The 21,019-nt window shown below is 46.7% G+C and carries 18 protein-coding genes; 4 read left to right on the forward strand and 14 right to left on the reverse strand.

Translation table 11 applies throughout. The features are described from left to right. Positions 1-2: 2 nt before the first annotated feature. The 8 genes from ACE1OE_RS17870 to flhA all read right to left on the reverse strand — a co-directional run bounded on the left by ACE1OE_RS17870 (position 3) and on the right by flhA (position 10,077). Entirely contained in the window at positions 3-1,130 is a 1,128-nt protein-coding gene (locus tag ACE1OE_RS17870) for a protein-glutamate methylesterase/protein-glutamine glutaminase (protein WP_449211851.1), read from the reverse strand. A gap of 11 nt (positions 1,131-1,141) precedes the next feature. Further along, positions 1,142-3,409, reverse strand: coding sequence for a chemotaxis protein CheW (locus tag ACE1OE_RS17875; protein ID WP_449211852.1), 2,268 nt, complete (start codon positions 3,407-3,409; stop codon positions 1,142-1,144). A 9-nt stretch (positions 3,410-3,418) separates the two neighbouring features. Continuing rightward, entirely contained in the window at positions 3,419-4,135 is a 717-nt protein-coding gene (locus ACE1OE_RS17880) for a protein phosphatase CheZ (RefSeq protein ID WP_102467650.1), read from the reverse strand. A 31-nt stretch (positions 4,136-4,166) separates the two neighbouring features. After that, on the reverse strand, positions 4,167-4,535 hold the full coding sequence (gene cheY / locus ACE1OE_RS17885) for a chemotaxis response regulator CheY (RefSeq protein ID WP_096995504.1): 369 nt from the start codon (positions 4,533-4,535) through the stop codon (positions 4,167-4,169). A gap of 45 nt (positions 4,536-4,580) precedes the next feature. Beyond that, on the reverse strand, positions 4,581-5,315 hold the full coding sequence (locus tag ACE1OE_RS17890) for an RNA polymerase sigma factor FliA (protein ID WP_102467649.1): 735 nt from the start codon (positions 5,313-5,315) through the stop codon (positions 4,581-4,583). Then, complete coding sequence (locus ACE1OE_RS17895; RefSeq protein ID WP_102467737.1) at positions 5,308-6,192, reverse strand: MinD/ParA family protein; 885 nt, start codon at positions 6,190-6,192, stop codon at positions 5,308-5,310. The genes ACE1OE_RS17890 and ACE1OE_RS17895 overlap by 8 nt, the downstream gene beginning before the upstream one ends. 12 nt (positions 6,193-6,204) lie before the next feature. Beyond that, positions 6,205-7,896 (reverse strand): flagellar biosynthesis protein FlhF, encoded by a 1,692-nt coding sequence (gene flhF / locus ACE1OE_RS17900; RefSeq protein WP_449211853.1) that lies wholly within the window; start codon positions 7,894-7,896, stop codon positions 6,205-6,207. 81 nt (positions 7,897-7,977) lie between these two features. Further along, a complete protein-coding gene (gene flhA, locus ACE1OE_RS17905; protein ID WP_449211854.1) occupies positions 7,978-10,077 on the reverse strand; it encodes a flagellar biosynthesis protein FlhA in 2,100 nt (699 codons plus the stop codon). A gap of 206 nt (positions 10,078-10,283) precedes the next feature. Here flhA and ACE1OE_RS17910 point away from each other — a divergent pair, with 206 nt between their 5' ends. The 4 genes from ACE1OE_RS17910 to ACE1OE_RS17925 all read left to right on the forward strand — a co-directional run bounded on the left by ACE1OE_RS17910 (position 10,284) and on the right by ACE1OE_RS17925 (position 16,948). Next, a complete protein-coding gene (locus tag ACE1OE_RS17910; RefSeq protein WP_102467646.1) occupies positions 10,284-11,183 on the forward strand; it encodes a LysR family transcriptional regulator in 900 nt (299 codons plus the stop codon). 79 nt (positions 11,184-11,262) lie between these two features. Continuing rightward, positions 11,263-12,363: an efflux RND transporter periplasmic adaptor subunit gene (locus ACE1OE_RS17915; protein WP_102467645.1), complete on the forward strand. Its 1,101-nt coding sequence runs from the start codon at positions 11,263-11,265 to the stop codon at positions 12,361-12,363. A 12-nt stretch (positions 12,364-12,375) separates the two neighbouring features. Beyond that, entirely contained in the window at positions 12,376-15,447 is a 3,072-nt protein-coding gene (locus ACE1OE_RS17920; protein ID WP_449211855.1) for an efflux RND transporter permease subunit, read from the forward strand. A 4-nt stretch (positions 15,448-15,451) separates the two neighbouring features. Continuing rightward, positions 15,452-16,948, forward strand: a complete 1,497-nt coding sequence (locus ACE1OE_RS17925) for an efflux transporter outer membrane subunit (protein ID WP_449211856.1) — start codon at positions 15,452-15,454, stop codon at positions 16,946-16,948. A 129-nt stretch (positions 16,949-17,077) separates the two neighbouring features. Here ACE1OE_RS17925 and flhB read toward each other — a convergent pair whose 3' ends face one another. Genes flhB through fliN form a run of 6 tightly spaced genes read right to left on the reverse strand, consistent with a single transcriptional unit; the run spans position 17,078 to position 21,013 of the window. Beyond that, positions 17,078-18,208, reverse strand: coding sequence for a flagellar biosynthesis protein FlhB (flhB, locus tag ACE1OE_RS17930; protein WP_449211857.1), 1,131 nt, complete (start codon positions 18,206-18,208; stop codon positions 17,078-17,080). Between the two features lie 22 nt (positions 18,209-18,230). After that, entirely contained in the window at positions 18,231-19,013 is a 783-nt protein-coding gene (fliR, locus tag ACE1OE_RS17935) for a flagellar biosynthetic protein FliR (RefSeq protein WP_449211858.1), read from the reverse strand. A gap of 8 nt (positions 19,014-19,021) precedes the next feature. Next, positions 19,022-19,291, reverse strand: a complete 270-nt coding sequence (gene fliQ / locus ACE1OE_RS17940) for a flagellar biosynthesis protein FliQ (protein ID WP_102467640.1) — start codon at positions 19,289-19,291, stop codon at positions 19,022-19,024. A 12-nt stretch (positions 19,292-19,303) separates the two neighbouring features. After that, positions 19,304-20,134, reverse strand: a complete 831-nt coding sequence (gene fliP, locus ACE1OE_RS17945) for a flagellar type III secretion system pore protein FliP (RefSeq protein WP_449211871.1) — start codon at positions 20,132-20,134, stop codon at positions 19,304-19,306. 25 nt (positions 20,135-20,159) lie between these two features. Continuing rightward, on the reverse strand, positions 20,160-20,600 hold the full coding sequence (gene fliO, locus ACE1OE_RS17950; protein WP_449211859.1) for a flagellar biosynthetic protein FliO: 441 nt from the start codon (positions 20,598-20,600) through the stop codon (positions 20,160-20,162). 2 nt (positions 20,601-20,602) lie between these two features. Next, positions 20,603-21,013, reverse strand: a complete 411-nt coding sequence (fliN, locus tag ACE1OE_RS17955) for a flagellar motor switch protein FliN (protein WP_102467637.1) — start codon at positions 21,011-21,013, stop codon at positions 20,603-20,605. Positions 21,014-21,019 lie beyond the last annotated feature (6 nt).

A 21,019-nucleotide genomic window follows, 5' to 3' on the forward strand; every position in this document is an offset into this window, starting at 1 on the left:
TGCTACCTCTTTAATTCAACAAGAATACGTTCCGCGACGCGTTCTAATGGTAGGTCTTCTGTCGAGATTCCCGCTTTTGCAACGGCTTGCGGCATTCCATATACCACGCAGCTTTCTTCATCTTGTGCCCAGATGGTCGAACCAGCCGCTTTCAACATACGAGCACCTTCTCGGCCATCTGCACCCATACCGGTTAATACAACCGACAACACTTTGTCTTGGTATATTTTTGCCGCAGACCCGAATGTCACATCGACACAAGGTTTGTAATTCATTCGCTCACCGCCATCAATAATTCTGATTTTGGCGTTAGATGGGCGTCCTTCTAGCATCATTTGCATGCCACCAGGTGCAAGGTAAGCCACACCGGGCTTAAGTACGTCCCCATCAGCGGCTTCCTTAACGGTAATTTGGCATAGCGAATTTAAACGAGCTGCAAAGGCGGCAGTAAACGTCGCGGGCATATGTTGAATAAGCAAAATAGGATGTGGGTAATTTCTCGGAAACTGCGTCAGTATTTTTTGTAACGCAACTGGCCCACCTGTTGAAGTGCCGATCGCTGTCAATTGATACTGTTTTCCCGAGGCACGAAAACGAGCTTGGACAGGCGCCGCTGGCGTGACGATGGATTTGGATAGGGTACTGTCTGACGCTTTCAACGCCGCAGTGCGAGTTGAGGCAGGCTCAACTCTTGGAGTACGACTCGCCATCGGCATGCGGCGAAGCATTGCTCGCCGACTTGCAATGTGCTGGACACGTTGCTGTAACAAGGTGACCGCTTCGTCTTTGTTGCGAGCGATGTCTTCAAACTTCTTAGGTAAGAAATCCAACGCTCCGGCCTCAAGTGCGTCTAACGTCGCTTTAGCACCGTCATGGGTCAGCGATGAAAACATGAGAATCGGCGTAGGTTGCTTTGCCATTATCTCACGCACAGCGGTAATCCCGTCCATCACAGGCATCTCAATGTCCATGGTGATAACGTCAGGTTTTAGAGAAAGCGCTTTTTCAAGCGCCTCCTTTCCATTGACCGCCACATCAATGACTTCTAACCGAGGAGCGGCGTTAATGATGTCACTAACTCTACGACGAAAGAAACTCGAATCGTCTACTACTAACACTTTGATCGACATAGATTTCCTTATCAGATACGCGACGCGGCAGCGTACTGCTTAAGCAAATCAGGTACATCCAAAATAAGCGCAATATGGCCATCACTGGTAATCGTTGCCCCCGCCATGCCAGGCGTGCCCTGCAATAATTTATCGAGAGGCTTAATCACTACCTCTTCTTGACCGATGAGTGTATCGACAACAAAGCCAACCCGTTGACTGCCAATCTGAACAATCACGACATGACCATGTCCCTTACGCAACTCAACTTGATCGGCATGAGAAGCAAGCCAGTTTCGCAAATAAAATAGTGGAATCGACTTGTCACGAACGATGATCGTTAATTGACCATCAACAACATTCGTTTGGCTAAGATCAAGGTGGAATATTTCATTTACGCTCGCCAGAGGTAAAGCAAAAGGATGTCCTCCCACTCCAACCATTAGCGTGGGTAAGATTGCCAGTGTGAGCGGCACCTTAATCGTGATCTTGGTACCCGTTCCAAGCTCTGAATCAATATCAATCGAACCATTAAGTGTATTGATGGCCGTTTTCACCACGTCCATACCTACACCGCGTCCAGAGATATCCGAGATCTTTTCTTTGCTCGAAAAGCCAGGCATGAAAATCAGATTGAAGCACTCTTTGTCGGTCAGACGAGAAGCCGCATCTTCATCCATCATGCCGCGTTTCACCGCAATAGCACGCAGTTTATCTGGGTCCATACCTCCGCCATCATCAACGATAGCGAGCTCGATATGATCACCTTCTTGCGACGCCGAAAGTGTGACGGTACCGGTTCTAGATTTACCGGATTGTTCGCGTACATCCGGCATTTCAATGCCGTGGTCGACCGAGTTACGAACCAAGTGAATCAGAGGATCCGCTAACGCCTCAACCAAGTTTTTATCGAGGTCTGTCTCTTCGCCTTGCATCACAAGAACAATGTCTTTGTTCAGGCTGCGTGCCAAATCGCGGATGACGCGAGGAAAACGTCCAAATACCTTTTTAATAGGTTGCATACGCGTTTTCATCACCGCACCTTGTAAATCGGCGGTCACGACGTCTAAATTAGAAACGGCTTTCGACATTTCCTCATCGTTACTGTTTAGCCCAAGGCTAACCAGTCGATTGCGAACCAATACCAACTCACCCACCATGTTCATAATGGTATCAAGGGTTGACGTGTCAACACGCACGCTTGCTTCAGCTTGCGGTTTCTTTACTGGTGTCGCTTTTGTTTCGCTGTTTGTTGGCAGTTTTTTCTCTTGCAAGACAGGCACAGAAGCGACGGGCTGAGCTTCTTCGGTCTCTACTGCAACGGTTGGTCTCGGCGACAGCGTCGCTTCGGGTACCTGAGTAGGGACAGACGATGTCGACCCCTTCAATACTGAAATCGGTTGGGTTGCCGCTTCCAATTCTTCTGGCGAAGGACCATTACCTACACCATGAAGTTCATCCAACAGTTTTTCAAACTCTTCATCAGTCATCAAATCTCCACCATTAGGTGGCGAGGATGGAGAAGGCGGTGGTGTCGATACCGCGGCTGGTGGTGGCGTAGCATCCCCTAAGGAAGGGCCTTTTCCTATACCATGCAACTCATCCAGAAGCTTTTCAAACTCATCATCCGTAATATCCGACGAGCTAGCATTAGCCGCGACAGGCGCTCGATCCACAGCAGCAATCGCTGGTGATGGGGGTGGCGTCACCGCATTTTTTTTCTGATTAGGCGCTGCACCTTTACCGTGAAGCTCGTCAAGAAGACGTTCAAATTCGTCTTGAGTAATGTCGTCAATTGAGCCACTTTGCACGTCGACTGAGCTTGGTTCAATTGCCGCTACAGGCTCAATTATGGGTGCAATGGGGGCGATTTGGGGCGCAATAGGGTCAGGTACGTTTTCATTACTGGTCGCCGGTGAGCTAAGGCGATGCAGCTCTTCCAATAAATCAGGATCGGCAGATGACATTGTTTCTGAATTCTGCACGGCTTGGAACTGGTGGTTAATCGTGTCCAATGCCCTTAGCATCGTATCCATCAAGCTTGCGTTAACGCTTCTTTGACCATTACGAAGAATATCAAACACGTTCTCCGCGCCATGGCACGTATCAACGAGTTCGGTCAGCGCCAGGAATCCAGCACCACCTTTAACTGTGTGAAACCCTCTAAATATCGCATTCAGCAGATCTTTATCTTCAGGGTTGTTTTCTAGCTCCACGAGTTGTTCAGACAACAATTCGAGAATTTCACCCGCTTCTACTAGAAAGTCCTGAAGAATCTCTTCATCTAATTCGTAGCTCATAATCCACCTCTAAAACCCAAGACTCGAAAGCAAATCATCAACTTCGTCTTGCGAGGAAACGGCATCAATGCGTTCATGAGGATTGATAATCGGTCCTTCAACGCCAACTGGTGCCTGCTTTGGTTTTGTTGTTATTGATTGTTGTTCGTCACTGAACACTTTCAAAATTTCCACAAGCCTTGTTTCCACTTCACTCACTAACGTGATAACGCGGCGTATGATTTGTCCAGTAAGATCCTGAAAGTCCTGAGCCATCAATATGTTGGTCAACTGAGTTCGAAGTTCAGTGCTGTTGCCCTCAACCTGAGTCAGTAGATTATCAATTCGATGACACAAATCTTTAAATGTTTGTAGCTCGACACGTCCATGCATCAGTTCATTCCATTGTGGACGAACTTGTAGCAAGCACTCATGGAGGTTGTCAGCCATTGGCAAACAATGTTCAACCGCATCCATGGTTGTATTGGCCGAAACCTCGGTCTTGTTAATAACGTATTCAAGACGGTCTCGCGCTTCAGGAATTTCGTCATTGGCAATCTCGTTGAGACGAGTATCAATGCTAAATTCACTCAGTGCGTCGTGCAGATCTCGTGTCAATGCTCCTACTTCTTGAAGCACCTTACTTTCACTGCCGCCTTGAACCATTATGATTAGCTCATTCGCCTCTTGTTGTTTGCCTTCTTCAAGCAGTTCAACAAGTTGCTTCGCTTGTTCCAATGAAATCATTCTGAAATAGCCGCTTTGCTATAGGAGCGCGTTATAAGCGCTCAAAAATTTTATCTAGTTTTTCTTTTAAGGTTGCTGCGGTAAATGGTTTAACAATATAACCATTCACACCGGCTTGTGCCGCTTCAATAATTTGCTCGCGTTTTGCTTCAGCTGTAATCATTAAAACGGGTAAATGCTTTAACTCGTCATCCGCTCGGATATGGCGAAGAAGATCAATGCCTTGCATGCCTGGCATATTCCAGTCAGTCACAACAAAATCAAAATCGCCTTTTTTGAGCATAGGTAACGCCGTTAAACCATCATCAGCTTCAAGTGTGTTGCTAAAGCCCAAGTCGCGTAGAAGGTTTTTGACAATACGTCGCATTGTTGAAAAGTCGTCAACAATAAGGATTTTCATGTTTTTATTCAAAATTGCCTCCACTGACAGAAAGATCAGTGATTATTAATTATTATCAGTCCAAGCGTTGAGCTTGGTACGAAGACGCTGCATCGTTTGACTAAGTATTTGGCTAACGCGCGATTCGCTGACGCCCAATACCTCTCCTATCTCCTTCAAATTTAACTCTTCGTCATAATACAAGGATAACGTTAACGCTTCACGCTCGGGGAGCGTTTTAATTGATTCAATTAACGCTTCGCGAAAAGCTTCATCCGCGACACCCTGAAATGGCGAGTTGTCTTCATCATCAGTAGCAATAGAGACCGAGTCCTCTGAAACGCCTAAATCTTCAATACCAACCAAACGAGAACAGCTAATATCTGTTAACGCTCGGTGATACTGTGTCAAACTCATCCCTAAATGCTGCGCAACCTCACTATCGGTAGGCTCCCGGTTAAGTTCGACTTCAAGAAGAGAGATTGCTTGAGATATATCACGACTATTTTTATGTACCGACCTTGGCACCCAATCGCCACGACGAATATCATCCAGCATAGAACCACGTATACGAATACCCGCATACGTTTCAAAACTCGCGCCTTTACTACCGTCGTAGTTTTTTTGCGCTTCAATCAAGCCGATCATGCCGGCTTGAATTAAATCTTCCACCAGTACATTTGGTGGTAGTCGCCCAATTAAGTGGTGCGCAATCCGCTTCACTAATACTGAGTATTTCTCTAAGAAAGCTTGTTGACCGCTTAAATTGGCGTGCTGGTCATAGGTCAAAGCTTTATTCACTAAATGGTTCCTCTACGGCAGGTCTATTTAGCAAACGCTCCACAAAAAATTCCAAGTGTCCACTTGGAACCTTGGGTATCGGCCAAGTGAGCGCTTTACTCGCTAAAGAGTTCAATGCTAATGCAGCAGGAGAACGTGGAAACGCATCGACAACAATTTTTTGTCTTTTCACTGCTTGTCGCACTTTATCATCTAATGGGATGCATGCGACAAGTTCAAGACTCACATTGAGGAATCTCTCTGTGACTAATGTCAATTTTGCGAATAATTCTCTGCCTTCACGGTAACTGCGAACCATATTCGCCACAACTTTAAAGCGTTGTACTTGATGCTCACGGCTGAGGAGTTTAATCAACGCATAGGCATCCGTAATTGATGTAGGTTCATCACAAACCACAACGACTACATCTTGAGCAGCACGAGAGAAACTCACGACCATGTCCGATATTCCTGCTGCAGTATCGATCAGCAGAATATCCATATCGTCTTCTAAGCTACCAAATGCTCTGATAAGACCGATATGTTGTGCATGGCTAAGCTCCGTCATGCTTTGTGTGCCCGACGTTGCTGGTATAATGCGAATACCGTGTGGCCCCTCAACAATGGCGTCTTTAAGCTCACACTCTCCTGCCAATACATGACCGAGGTTTTTCTTGGAGCGAATCCCTAGCATTACATCGACATTCGCTAGACCTAAATCAGCATCTAAAACCATGACTTTTTTGCCTTGGCGAGCCATACAGATAGCCATTCCTAGTGTGACATTGGATTTGCCAACGCCACCTTTACCGCCAGTAACCGAAATCACTTTCGTATGTGTCGGTTGAGCCAAACGCCTCAGGCCACTTGCTTGGTCATATATCATGTTATTTGTCATATTCGATTGCACCTAAACCCCCTCCATGTCGCTGTTCCAAAAGTGGGGTTCGTTCTCTGTCGACTTCTCAAGTAATTCGTTCGCTTTAGCGACCATGTATTTTGGCTGAGCGATTACAATATCTTCCGGGACTCGTTGCCCGTTTGCGATGTAAGTCACTGGCAGCGCATTTTGCACTACAACACTGATAAACTCTCCCAAACTCAGTGATTCATCGAGTTTGGTCATGATGCAGCCAGAAAGCGGGATGCGTCGAAAATGATCCAGTGTTTCTTGTAACACCTGGCGTTGCGCGGTAGCAGGTAACACCAAGTAACTATTAATATTCTCACCGCTTTCTTGCATCAAGGTATCAAGCTGTTCAGACAAGCGGACATCTCTTTGTCCCATACCGGCGGTGTCAATCAAAACCAGACGTCGATTTCGTAACTGATATAATACATCGGCCAGTTCTTCAGAATCTTTAGCCACTCTTACCGGACATCCCATAATTCGGCCATAAATCGACAACTGCTCATGGGCACCAATTCGATAAGTATCCGTAGTAACTAGCGCGACATTGTCTGAACCATATTCCATGGCGGCTCTTGCCGCTAGTTTCGCAACCGTGGTCGTTTTGCCAACACCAGTAGGGCCAAGCAAAGCGACAATGCCCCCTTGGCGAAGGATGTCTTGCTTACTCACGACAATTTGGTCCGAAACTAACGCCAATAGCGCCTTCCATGCCTTTTGAGGCGGCGTATCTTCAGGGATATAACAAGCCAGTTGGTCCGCCAACTCGGGTGACAGCCCCATGCGCTCGAGTCGTTTGATCAGCATGGCACGAAGGGGTTCTCGGCGTTCAACTTCTTGCCACATCAATCCGGAGACTTGATGTTCAAGTAGGCGACGAATGGATGACATGTCTTCCTTCATCGATTCAAGCTCTTCACCAATTTTGCCATCTCGCTTATTGGAAGGAGAATGACTAGTGGGCATATGACTCGCGGGGGATCCCTGATTTATGCCATTGCGACCTAATGCATTTCTAGGCTCAGTCCTTTCTTCAAATGACCGTTGCTGAGCAGCGTACGGGCTCTGATTATCGCGCAGGTTATTGTTATCACGCAGGCTACTGTTATCACGCAAGCCACTGTCTCGCAGACCACTATCGCGTAAACCATTATCACGAGCGCCATTACCTTGTGTATGATTGTCACGCATGCCACGTTCGGGCGTATTCGATGAATACCCACGATTTCCCTGAGCATATTGATATTGATCGCTACTTTGATAGGCGTTATTCATTGACGCAGTGCGCTCAGATTGACGCTCTAGCAGCGCAGACAGTGAATCTGTTGGTTTGACTGGTGGTGTTGGTTCGCTGGAAGCAGGACCACCGCGATAGTTTTTCAGCATATTAGCAAAACGATCGGTCACCGACGGTGCATTCGTTGCGCTTCTCGGGTTCAGGCTAACGTGGTCGTCTTTTAGCTCACGCTCGCCAGCATAGTCCGATGGGTTTGATTGAGTGGGTGGGGACAATGCCTGCCTGCTCATTTGACGAGGGGCTGACTGGTTACCATCACCATCGACCGCGGCAACGATTTCAACACCACCCGCCACTTTCTTATTCGACATAATAACAGCCTCAGCACCAAGTTCTTCTTTCACTTGCTGCAGTGCTTGTCTCATATCTCTGGCAAAAAATCGTTTAATTTTCAACGGTCACATCCATTTTCAATACCGGCATTCATAGGTCTTAATGTGTCAGTTTTATGGTCAACAAGAACAACTTGTTCATTCTTAATTACCGACGGCCTGTACGATACGTATTTGTTTTTCATCAGGTATTTCTTGGTAAGACAACACTCTCAAATTTGGAATGGTGTTCTTTACAAATTTGGCTAACGTCGAGCGAAGTACACCCGAAGTCAGTAAGACGGCCGCTTCACCTTTCAGTTCTTGCTCTTGCGTGGCCTGCGTCAATGACGCTTGCAAACGCTCGGCTAAACCAGGTTCAATGCCTGCAGATTCTCCACCTGCCGCTTGCATAGTTTGATGCAATATTTGTTCCAGTTCAGGAATAAGTGTAATAACGGGCAATTCAGGTTCTATTCCATTGATTTCTTGAACAATTAGTCGTTTAAGTGCAATTCGTACAGCAGCCGTTAAAACGTCAGGTTCTTGACTCTTTGAAGAATATTCAGCCAATGTCTGAACGATGGTTCGAATATCTCGAATAGGAATGGCTTCGTTCAATAAGTTTTGTAACACCTTGACCATGGTACCTAATGGCAATTGTTCAGGAACAAAGTCTTCAACCAGTTTTGGTGCGCTTCGGCCAAGTAATTCGAGTAGGTTCTGGACTTCTTCATGCCCTAGCAGTTGTGCAGCATTGTTGGTGAGCAGTTGGCTAAGATGGGTGGCAAGTACCGTTGAAGAGTCCACTACCGTATAACCTAATGCCTGCGCATGTTCTTTTTGTACCTCTTGAATCCATACGGCTTCAAGGCCAAATGCGGGGTCAATCGTCGACTCGCCATCAATGAGGCCATAGACTTGCCCAGGGTTAATCGCCAGCTCTTGATCGGGTCGAATTTCCGCTTCACCCACCGCAACGCCCATCAGCGTGATGCGGTAAGAGTTTGGTGTGAGCTCCAGATTATCTCGAATGTGAACCGCTGGAATAAGAAAACCAAAATCTTGTGATAGCTTTTTACGTACCCCTTTAACACGCTCTAACAATTCTCCGCCTTGGTCTCTATCGACCAAAGGAATCAATCGATAACCGACTTCTAAACCTATAACATCAACAGGATGAACGTCATCCCAAGACAATTCTTTAGGCTTGCTTGGTGAATCGCCAGCTTGAAGTTCCGCGGGAAGGTTTTTTTGTTCTTCTGCTTTCTTGTGTTTCTTCGTCATCCAATACGCCCCGCCACCTGCCAATGCAGCGAGTAACAAAAATGCGAAATGCGGCATGCCAGGGACAATACCCATTATTAACATGATACCGGAGGTGATCATCAACGCCTTTGGATTATCAAATAGCTGAAAGACAACCTGTTGCCCCATATCCTCGTCAGTATTTTGACGCGTCACCATAATAGCAGCGGCAATAGACAATAAGAGCGAGGGAATTTGGGCAACCAAGCCATCACCAATCGTCAGTAGCGTATAAATCTGCAGGGCTTCGCCAAATCCTAATGAATGCTGCATCATACCGATGCCAAGACCGCCGACGATATTAAGGAAAAGGATCAAGATACCCGCAATTGCATCGCCTTTCACAAACTTTGACGCACCATCCATCGAGCCATAAAAGTCGGCTTCTTTGGTCACTTCAAATCGACGGGTTCGCGCTTGGTCCTGGTCAATCAGCCCAGCATTTAAGTCCGCATCAATGGCCATTTGCTTACCTGGCAAGGCATCCAAGGTAAAGCGGGCACTCACTTCTGAGATACGACCGGCACCTTTTGTCACCACCATAAAGTTGATGATCATTAGAATCATAAAGACAATCAGGCCAACCGCATAGTTGCCCCCGATGACCACATTACCAAACGCCTCGATAACATTACCCGCAGCGCCACCGCCTTCATGACCATCGAGTAAGACAACACGAGTCGAGGCAACATTCAATGCCAAACGTAATAGTGTTGCGATTAATAGTACCGTTGGAAAAGCAGCAAAATCGAGAGGGCGACGGGTGTAGACCGATACCAGTAAAACCACCATCGCTAAGGCGATGTTAAAGGTAAAAAACAGATCGAGAAGAAACGCCGGTATCGGCAGTATGATCATCGCCAACGCAGCAAGGACCATAATTGGAGCGCCAATAGCAGGCAAAGCTCGACTTGATAAAGCCGGCATCTTATCGGCGAACGGTAACGTTAATTTCATCGACTACATCACTGCGGGTGGTGCATATTCGCACCAGAATTAAAATACTTCAGCGGTATATGCAAAATTCATACCCAATGTACGTCATTATTTTGACGCGCCACTTATGTCGTCTTATCAATGATTAATGTCGAAACCTCAGGTACTATTCGCACAAAATATTACAGGGCCAACAGGGTCTAAAACCATTTCATATGGGAACTCAGATGAAAATTGCCGACTTAAAATTATTTATCAAGGTTGTTGAACTTGGCAGCTTTACTGGAGCGGCAAATGCGCTCGACTTACCTAGAGCAAACGTGAGTCGTCGTATCAATGAGCTTGAACGAGAGATTGGCACGCAGTTATTTCATCGCACAACACGAAGCTTATCGCTCACCCATAGCGGCAATACATTTTATGAAGAAATCACCAGTGCAATCGAATTGTTTGATCGTGCCCAGCAATCAATCACGACATCAGCTCAAGTTATTTCAGGCAGAATTAAGCTAGGTATCCTACCTGAGACATATGAATTATTGCAGCCAATCCTATTTGATTTCCAAGACAATTACCCAAATGTCGAGTTAGACATCCGCAGCATCAACAACGGATTCAATGAAATGTTCCGACAAGGCCTCGATATCGCAATGCATGGTGGTCGTTTAATCGATTCCGACATCGTCGCGAGAAAGGTGATCAGTTTTGGGCGAACTTTAGTGGCATCGCCTAGTTACCTAGAAACGTTTGGCGTTCCAATTTCGATACAATCTCTTTATGAACACAAGTGTATCTGTTTTCGCTGGCCTAGTGGTGATATCGACGATAAATGGCATTTTAGTACCGGCCATTTTTCTGTCAATGCCCGACTCATCTCCGATAGCGTAGGGTTTATTAAAGGCGCGACACAGCAGGGACGTGGCATTAGCTTTCTTCCTACGATGATGATTCAGAATGAATTAAAAGCTGGACGGCTCGTATCTTTGCTGCCCCATGAAACCACGCTGGAAGCTGATGGATGGCTACTTTACCCACAGCCCAAAACACTGAATCAAGCAAGTCGCTTACTTATTGAACATCTTTCTGAAGAAATTCCTAAATTAAACTTATTGTCACGAATTATGTGACAGTAAGTCTCAATAAGACCGGATTATCTCCCCACGGTTCACGATTATGATAGCGCCATAATAATGGAGCTATATGATCATGAACAGAATGAACCTAATAACACTCAGTATGGTGTCAACGCTAGTACTCACAGGTTGTCATCACCCCCAAGTCGCAGCCAATGCACCGACCCATAAGAAAACCCTTCAAGTTGTGCAACTAAAAGACTCCCTTGAGCATTCAGCTAAGCATTTTAACGGGGTCGTTCGTTCGCAAGAAAAAGCCAATCTCACCTTTCGAGTGCCAGGTACGATTTCTACTATCCATGTTCGTACCGGCCAATTAGTAGCACAGGGCGACCCAATTGCGCAGCTCGATCCCCATGATTATCAGGTCGCGTTAGAAGAGCTGCAAGCTAAAATGCTTGAAGCCAAATCCGCACATAAACTCGCAAAGGCAGAATTACGCCGTGTCAAACAAGCGACTGAGGATAACGCCATTGCCAGCGTCAATCTTGATCGTGCCACCAGCGGATATGAACGCAGTCTTTCGGCTATTAAAGTCGTTGAAAAAAACATCCAACGCGCCAAAGACGTACTGCATTATACTCAGCTAACAGCTCCATTTGATGGAGTCATTGGCAAAGTAAACTTCGAGCAGCATGAACAAGCCTTGCCCGGTGTCGCTGTCGTTACCCTTCACAATACCGACCAATTAGAAGTTGAAATCGATGTCCCTGAAAACATGATTCAACGCTTTGAGCTTGGTGAACAGGGCACCGTTTCTTGGCATCATTCATCTGAACCAGTCAACGCGCGCATTACAGAAATCGCTCCGCTGCCACATTTGATCAAGCAAACCTACACCGTGACTTACGCTATCGATGACGCTAGCAATGAGAACAACAACCACAAAAAGTTGTTCCCCGGTAAATCTGTGTCTGTCACCTCAACGCTCACCAATATTGATGAAGCGCACTGCGTGCCTTATTCGGCTATCGTGGGCGAAAAAGAAACACTACATATCAATGTAGTACGTAACAAAACCGTGGTCACTACCCCCGTCGAACTGCGTTCACTCGATGCCTATCAGGCTTGTATTACCGGGCCGATTTATCGTGATGATTTTGTTGTGGTCAGCGGCTCAAGCTATCTACATGATGGCGATATCGCGGATCAATTAATCATGCGCAAGCAGTAAGGAATACTGACCATGAAGCTTGCTGAATTCGCAATTCGTCAACGAACGTTTTTGCTATTTTTCACCGTCCTAAGCATTATTGCTGGGATCTACTCTTATTTTGACCTTGGTAAACTTGAGGACCCAAGCTTTACCATCAAAACAGCAGTGGTTGTTACGCTCTATCCAGGCGCATCAGCAGAACAAGTTGAATACCAAGTCACCGACACCATCGAAACCAAACTACAAGAAATGGGCGAGTTGAATAGACTTCGCTCACTTTCTCAACCCGGTGTTTCTATGGTGTTTGTTGACCTAAAAGAAAGCCTCAACTCTTCTCGCCTTCCTCAACAATGGGATTTATTACGTCGCAAAGTGCAAGACGTCAAATTGCAACTGCCTACGACGGCACAAATCAGTATTGTCCAAGACGAGTTTTCCGAGGTGTACGGCATGCTTTTCGCTGTCCATAGCCACGACGCCAAGCCCGAAGAACTACGCCAGTATTCAGAAGAGCTGCAACGCCGACTGAAAACGGTTAAAGGCATCAAGAAAGCCGAACTGCACGGTGTTCAACCACGAGCCGTCTATATTGACCTTCCTGATGAGCGACTCGCTCAATATGGTTTATCGATGGCGCAAGTCTGGAGTCAACTCAACACCAGTAACATGACGTTCGAGGCAGGCCAATTCGACGCTGGAAGTGAGCGTATTCGTATCCAGCATGGTAGCGAGTTTCAGTCACTTGCCGACATTAAAAATCTAATGATTCAAGGCGGGTTCAATGAACTCGGCACCGGTCTAATTCGATTGGGTGATATTGCGGATGTGACCATGGGGTATCAAACGCCCGCATTGACTGAAAACCGCTTTAATGGCGAACCCTCCGTCACGCTTGCTGTCAGCCCCGTTAGCGGCATTAACGTGGTGTCCTTAGGCGATAGTATTCATTCGATTATCGACGAATTTAACGCAACATTACCCCTTGGTGTTGAAATTTCACCCATCGCCTATCAACCTGATGAAGTTGAGAAATCGATTGAAAACTTTGTGCAAAACTTAGCCGAAAGTGTCGCGATTGTTTTTGTTGTTTTATTGATTTTCATGGGATTCAAAAGCGCAGTCATTGTCGGTGGTAGCCTATTGCTCACTATTTTGCTGACGCTGGTTTACATGAATATCAACAGTATTGACCTTCATCGAGTATCACTTGGAACCTTTATCCTCGCACTCGGTATGTTGGTTGATAATGCCATCGTTATTACCGACATGATGACAGCTAAACTCAACAAGGGCATTGAGCGCACAACAGCCGCTATCGAATCAGTCAAAGAAACCGCCGTGCCACTGTTTGGCGCAACGATCATCGCGGTTATGGGCGCCAGCCCTGTGTTATTTTCCAAAACTGATGCGGCTGAATTTGCTGGGTCTGTCTTCTACATCATGGCTTCATCATTGACGCTGTCTTGGCTCGTCGCCATGACGTTCACGACGCTGATGTGTTGGATGTTCCTCAAACCGAACACAAAAAGCAGCGCCGATAAGCAATCTCGCTACAAACAAGCGGTCTGCTGGACGGTCGATAATCCTAAGCGAGCCTTGTCTGCACTGATTCCACTGATACTAGTGACCGTACTTGCGTTGCCTTATGTCGCCATTAACTTCCTGCCGCAGTCAGATCGCGCGATCGTGTTTTTTGACTATTGGTTGCCTAACGGCGCCAAGGTTGAACAAACATCAGCGGACATGAAAAAGATCGAAGCTTGGTTACTCAAACAACCCGAAGTTGAAAGTATTTCTAGTGCGATTGGCGCCAGTGTTCCACGATTCTCCGTCACCGTTGAGCCTGAGCCTTTTGATTCGTCCTACGGTCAGATTTTGATTAACACGACCGACTATTATGCCATTTCTGCTTTGGTTTCTCGTGGCGACAAATGGGTCGCAGAAGAATTCCCTAATGCCCAACCTCGCTTTCGCGCATTGAAATTGGCTACCGCAGATAAATATGCCGTTGAAGCTCGATTCTCTGGGCCAGATGAGCACGTTTTACATGATTTATCACGCCAAGCACAAGTCATCATGGCCAGACATCCAGATGCGAAATATGTCCGAGATGATTGGCGCCAACAGAGCAAAGTGCTGACACCCATTATCAACATGGACAAAGCGCGCCGCGCTGGCATAAATCGAGCGGACATTGCGTTTGCGATGAAGCGCGCTTCCAACGGCATGCCTTTGGGACAGATGAATCTGAATGACGAATTGATACCCATTCAATTTCGCGGCTCTGAACCCACCATGGCATCGTTAGAAACCCTGCCGGTTAAATCACTGCTTGGATTGCACAGCGTTCCTCTAGGTCAAGTTGTCGATGGTTTCGAGTTAAGTACTGAAGAAAGCATGATTTGGCGACGCGACCGAGTAAAAACCATCACAGCACAAGCCGGTGTTGCTCGTTCAAGTACACCTGCAACGGTGAGAAACAGCATCAAGGAAGAAATCGAAGCGATCGCACTACCACCCGGTTACCACATGGAATGGGGCGGAGAATATTATGATGAATATAAAGCGGTCTCAGACATCGTTAAACAGTTACCAAAAGCACTCCTTATTATGGTGATTATCCTAGTGGCGATGTTCAACGGATTCAAACAACCCGTCATTATTTTGTCCACGATTCCCTTGGCTGCAACAGGCGCGACCTTTGCACTGCTTGGGTTCAATAAACCGTTCGGCTTTATGGCGCTGATCGGGGCAATTACCTTGATGGGGATGATCATTAAAAACGGCATCGTTTTGATGGACCAAATTGAGCTTGAAAAACGCAATGGACGAAGCTTATCGGATGCCATCAAGGAAGCGACCATCAATCGTACAATGGCCATTTCAATGGGGGCATTAACCACCGCATTAGGCATGATACCGCTACTGAGTGACTTGCTCTTTGACCAGATGGCGGCAACCATCATTGGCGGTTTAGCCGCCGCAACCGTGTTGTCTTTATTTGTGATGCCAGCTCTCTATCGCTTGGCCTACAAAGAGAGCGCTGCGTCCACCGCCGCAGAGCAATCATCAACATTGACTATTAAAGAGCAGAAGGCATAACCACATGAGAATAAAGCCAAGTCAACGTCGCTTAACCAACGTGCTTAACCTTGCTCCTATTGCGTTAGCGTTAACACTCGCTGGGTGCTCCGTCGGTCCTGATTACCAAGCTCCGATGGTCACACTGTCCGAGGCATATCTGCATGCCGATAATCAACAACATGTCGTCAATGAACATTGGTGGACACAATTCAATGACCCGGTACTCGATACCATGGTCGCTGATGTTCAGCGGCAAAATATCCCACTCAAGATGGCAGCTGAACGTATAAAAATGGCCAACAGCTACAAGTCGATTGTGGATTCATTCAAAGTCCCTACAGTTAACATTGGCGCAGGCTATTTTAATTATCAGTTGAGTAAGAGTGATTCCTTGTTAGGTCCCGCGCTTAACCCTATCGGGGATTCTATGCCAACAGGTACCGCGCTTGACTCCGCCACACTGCTGGATAACCAACATGACGGCGTATTTGCCGGTGCGAGCATCGGGTGGGAAATGGACCTTTTTGGCCGGCTTGACCGTCAATCAAACGCAGCAGCGATTCGAGTAGAGCAAGCCGAAATCTATCAAAGCGGCTTAACAACCTTGATGACGGCAGATATTACCCATAACTATCTGCAGTATCGTGGAGCACAAGCGCGTTTAGAACTTGTAAAAAGTAACCTTGCAGACCAAGAGAAAACCTTGTTGCTAGTGAAGCGCTTGGTGAAAACCGGTTACGGTTCAGAGTTGGACCTTGCCCAAGCTCAGAGCATGCTAGCCGCCACCGAGTCTGTAATACCACAGCTTGAAATCGCTCAGCAGGTGCACAAACAACGCATGGCTACCTTGTTAGGTGAGCCTCTCACTCGTGTCGATATTAGATTGGCAAAACACAGTGAATTGCCCACTCTCGAGGGAATTATACCGACAGGATTACCATCAGATTTACTGCAACGCCGACCCGATATTCGCATCGCAGAACGTGAAATGGCGGCAATTAATGAAGAGGTCGCAGCCAGTATTGCCAACCGCTACCCTAAGTTCTTCCTGACCGGTGCGCCAGGCGTATCAGCCAGTAGCTTTGATGATTTGTTTAGCAGTGATTCCTTTGGCTGGTTTGCATCGGCTGGGGTCAGCTGGAGTGTCTTTGATGGTGGACGCGGCGAAGCCATGGTCGAACTCAACGAATCTCGATTTAACAATGCCGTGTTGGCTTATGAATATTCAGTCAACACCGCAATTACCGAGGTCGACTCAATGCTCTTTGCGTACGGGCGTAGCCAGCAAAACGAACTGCGAATAGGAGAAGCTCTGAGCGCATCGGAACGCGCTGTCACAAAAGCCCGTTCCTTATATAAAGCAGGGTTAATTAATCACTTAGCATTACTTGATGCACAGCGACAACATCGCATGATGGAAGATCGAACGATTGCGGCACGCTTACAAACCGCACAAGTGACCATCGGCGTCTACAAAGCCTTAGGAGGAGACTGGCGACTTGAAAATACAACGCTGTAGATGTCGCTAACATTGTAGATGTCGCTAACACTGTAAACGTCGATAACGCGGTAAAGTCACCCATAAAAAGCCGTTCATAATAAAGTAAAGGCGTACTCTATCGAGTACGCATTTACTTTATCGGTTTGATTAATATCGCATGTCTTTGGGAATCGTAATTTGATCGTTTTGTAGCGTCGGTCTTTGCCCCCCCTTCTTACGATACTGTTTGAGCTGATATACATACGCTAGGATTTGAGCCACGGCTGCGAACAAGCTATCAGGAATTTCTTGTTCTAACTCGGAGGTGTGATAAATAGCACGAGCTAAAGGCGGTGATGGGATAATGTATATATTATGCTCACGAGCAACCTCTCGAATTTTTAGTGCCATATGGTCGATCCCTTTGGCAACTACGATAGGTGCTTTGTCTTGCCCTTGTTTATATCGAAGCGCAACAGAAAAGTGTTCAGGGTTGGTGATAATCACATCGGCTTCAGGGACTTCTGCCATCATCCGGCGCTGTGCGGCTTCACGCTGAAGCATACGAATTCGACCTTTCACCTCAGGTTTCCCCTCCGTATCCTTAAACTCATCCTTGACCTCTTGCTTAGTCATTTTGAGCTGTTCGGCGTGCTGCCATATCTGAAAAGGGATATCAATTGCTACTACAATCAGCAATGTGGTACTGATTAATAAGATAAAATTCAGCAAAATATCGAGGGCATGGAAGATGTTTTGTGGAAAGACCTCAACGCTCAATTGAAACAAATCGGCACGTGAGGCACTGACCAAGTAAAATGCCATGCCTGCGACTAACGATACTTTCAAGATAGATTTGATCAACTCCACCCAGCTCTGCATCCCGACCATACGTTTTAGGCCGCTCATCGGGTTCATTTTCGACATTTTCGGCATGGCGGCTTTGGCAGAGAAGCTAATGCCCCCTACCCCGGCAGCGCCTGCTAGTGCAGCAACAAACAGCACGGCTAGGATCAGCAGCAAGGGTAAAATGAGACCAGATAGCGCGCCTAGAATGACATCAAATAGCTTAGTATGATCGAAGATTTCTTCCCGAGTAAGGGTAAAGAATCGCCCCATGGTGTTATACAGTGCTTTGGCTAAACCATCACCAAACATCATCAACGACAACGCACCGACAATCAGTACAGAGACTGAGGCGAGTTCTTTCGAACGAGCAACCTGACCTTTTTCACGCGCCTGTTTTAACCGCTGGGGCGTGGCGTCCTCAGTACGTTCTTGTCCATCAGATTCAGCCATACCTGTCTCCGTTACTCATCCATTAACACGTCAAACGAATCAGGCGGCAAACCTGGCCTTCAACATCTATCCAATACAATTGATAGTGGCTATACAGCCCTGCCAATATATACCAGCAGATCATCAACCCGACCAACAGCGCAAAAGCAAAACCCAACGAAAAAATGTTTAATTGTGGGGCCGCTCGGGTCATAACACCAAATGATAAGTTGACCGTTAACAGCGCGATAATACCGGCCAGTGCCATACTCAGCGCCGTCTTAAACATTAGGCTCAACCAGCCTGCCATCTCACGAAAATCCACTGCGGTGAGGTGCCCACTGCCTATTGGCAATGTTTTGAAACTCATAACGACCAGTTGGATCATCTTGAGATGACCATCGGTCGCCAAAAAGAACATCGTTGCCAGAAACATAAATAGCTGACCTAACAAAGGCGTGCTCTGCCCATTCGCGGGGTCTACCATTGACGCAAAGCCCAGACTGGATTGCATGCCAAGGATCTGCCCTAGCATAACAAACGTCTGAATCATAAATATCGTGACCATACCCATTGAAATGCCAATAAGCATCTGTTCAGCTACGATCAAAAAGCCTTGAAAAGAAAACAGTTCAATGTGTTGTGGCACAGCAGGTAGGGAAGGCATGACGCCAAGTGTCAACGCTAGTCCGAGGAATAGTCGAATGCGCGGTGACACGAAATTGGCCCCTGTCACCGACATCACCATCAGCATGGATGAAATCCGCACGTAAGGCCAAAAATAGTTAGCGAGCCATTCAATAACGGTACTGGTTGGATATTCCATGGCTTAGGTTACCAAAGAACCTGAGGGATTCGTTCGATGATTTCAAAGAAAAACTCCATCATCATTTGCGTCCCCCAATGAGCAAAACCCATCAATACCAACAGGGTAACAATCAACCTCGGTAAAAAGCTTAATGTTTGTTCATTGATCGACGTGGCGGCTTGGAACACAGCAACAATCAAGCCCACTAAAAGGCTAGGAATAATAATGGCACACACTAAGATGAGCACCATCCACAGCGCATCACGAAACAGTTCAACAAACAGTTCAGGAGTCATTAGCTACTCCAGCTACAAGGCAAAGCTGCCGGCCAAGGTCGATAGAATCAAGTTCCAACCATCCACCAAGACAAACAACATAAGCTTAAAGGGTAAAGAGACAATCATCGGTGATAACATCATCATACCCATCGCCATTAATACAGATGCCACCACCAAATCGATGATTAAAAAAGGTAGGAACAGCATAAAACCAATTTGGAATGCGGTCTTTAATTCTGAGGTAATAAACGCGGGAATTAGCACTGCAAGTGACACATCTTCAGGGTTTTCCGCTGTAGAGCCTGACATCTCAACAAACGTCTCAAGATCTTTCACTCGAGTTTGTTTCAGCATGAAGGATTTCATTGGGCCTTGCGCCTGATCAAACGCTTGCTTTGCCGATATTTCTTCATTCAAATAAGGCTGGATGGCTTGTTCATTCACCTGACTTAATACTGGCGACATGATAAATAATGTCAAAAACATCGCAATACCAATAATCACTTGGTTAGACGGTGTTTGCTGCAGCCCCATCGCTTGCCTAAGAATCGACATCACGACAACAATTCGAGTAAAGCTTGTCATCAAAATGACCATGGCAGGCAAAAAGCCCAACATGGTCATCAAAGCCAGGATCTGAAGATTCACTGAGTAATCTTCACTGCCATCCGAATTGGTTTTCATTGTGAAAGCAGGGATACCCGGACCAGTAGCAAACCCGCTAGCGGTCGAACTGCCGGCCGCGCCCTGATCGCTTTGCATTGCAGATACGGTCACGCCACTATCAAGGGCTGATGAGCTAGGAATCGGAGTCGTCAACGCCTCTTCTGCAAAGCTAACTGGCGCCAGCAAGAGGAACATACCAAAGAACAGTACGCGAAAAACATTAATCATGCTGGCCCTGCTTTTTCATCAGTTTAGACAGCTGCGCAGCAAAAGCAGGTTGTGTATTTTCTTCCTGCGTGAGTGGCGTGTCTAATTTGGAAATCAGCTGAATCGATTGGGCCGTAATCCCCACTAGAAATTGCTCCTCCCCAGCCTCCACAATCGCAATACGCTCTTTTGTGCCAACCGGGATTTGGCGAACAATTTTGAGACCTTGCTGGTTCATCATTGACGGTACTTTCATACGTTTGAGTAACCATGCCAGTCCTAGAATAACCACAATGACAAGCACCAGCGCGCCTAACGTAGCCGCTAAATCAAACGGGGATTGCCCAGCGGCTAAGCCCACAGGCGCAGACTCATTTGGCTTTTCTAATGCCGACACCGACGAAGGTAGCAACGCACTGACGATAAAAAGCGAGCATAGATTGTGTATTTTCATGGTTAACGTAACTTTTTAATGCGCTCTGTTTGGCTGATGACATCGGTGAGACGAATACCAAACTTATCATTCACCACAACCACTTCACCATGAGCGATTAAGGTCCCGTTAACCATCACATCCAGTGATTCACCGGCAATTCGATCGAGCTCCACCACAGAGCCTTGGTTAAGTTGCAGCAGGTTGCGAATACTAATTTGTGAGCGCCCAACTTCCATGGATATCGTCACTGGGATATCCATAATGGTGTCGAGTTTACGGCGTTCATCGTCTGAAATTGGTGTCGAGGAATCTTGCAGTTCATCAAGTGGCGCGGCAAGCACCTCATCGACATCAATGTCAGGAGCCATTGGGTCTTCCCCAAGTGCCGCTGCCCATTCATCCGCTAGTTTTTGGTCGTCTGTCATACCCATATCTTA

The sequence above is a fragment of the Vibrio sp. E150_011 genome, assembly GCF_053544015.1.